This is a genomic window from Bacteroides sp. LFL-34, from assembly GCF_027257075.1.
In the GTDB taxonomy this organism is placed as follows: Bacteria; Bacteroidota; Bacteroidia; order Bacteroidales; family Bacteroidaceae; genus Bacteroides; species Bacteroides ovatus.
In genome coordinates this window covers 1-799 of the sequence record NZ_JAPQKZ010000151.1, presented here as the reverse complement: position 1 = coordinate 799, position 799 = coordinate 1, and the positions used below count along the sequence as shown (strand labels likewise).

The following is a 799-nucleotide window of genomic DNA, read 5'->3' as shown; positions in this document are numbered from 1 at the left end:
AAAGGGGCAGACGGTGGAAATCCGCTGTGAGCTGAAGAAAACGGGCGATTTCGCCAATACCCTCTATACCATCCGGTATTTCCAGTTCGAGGGTGAGGGCACACTGAAAATGGACAACGACATCACTTTCCTGCCCAATGACCGCTACCTGCTCGAAAACGAGAAGTTCCGGCTGTACTACACGGCGCAAGGTGACGAGGCGCACAACTTCATCGTGGTAGTGGAGGACAATTTCGGCAACTCCTATGAGTTGGAATTTGACTTCAACAACCGAAACGTGAAGGATGACGGGGTTATCACTGTTGTCCCCATCGGGAACTTCAAGCCCCTTACACGATGATGCGTGTATTCATGGCTATCCTCTGTTCGCTTCTGGCGGTCTGTTCCGTGTCCGCACGGAACAGACGCCATGAGGGAACGGACGGGCAGGCGGCTATCTACCGGCTGCCACCATTTGAGAGGGCGGTGCGATGCACGAAGTATTTTGAGGGCTGGCATTCGGAAAAACATCACCCGTATGTAGGATATGGACATCGGTTGCAGCCGGGGGAAAGGTATTCGGCACGCACCATGACGAAGCGGCAGGCGGACGCGCTTCTGCGAAAAGACCTGCGGAAGTTCTGCGCGATGTTCCAGCAGTTCGGGAAGGATTCGCTTCTGTTATCCGAAATTTCGGATAACAGAAGTTATCCAAACCCCAGCATTATCCTAAAAATACAGTTTTTTATTCTGTAAATCATTCTGTTATAGGATGAATAGGTTTGGATAATACATTCCTATATCTTTGCTAATGGCACTA

1 protein-coding gene and 1 pseudogene are annotated in these 799 nt (G+C 50.4%); both read left to right on the top strand.

What is annotated here, in order from left to right:
- A partial coding sequence (locus N5O98_RS27330) for a TraQ conjugal transfer family protein (protein ID WP_269496283.1) occupies positions 1-340 on the top strand: 340 nt, incomplete at its 5' end.
- Positions 337-681 (top strand): annotated as a pseudogene (locus N5O98_RS27325) (hypothetical protein); the annotation flags it as partial. The gene N5O98_RS27330 and the pseudogene N5O98_RS27325, both read left to right, overlap by 4 nt.
- Between the last annotated feature and the right edge of the window lie 118 nt (positions 682-799).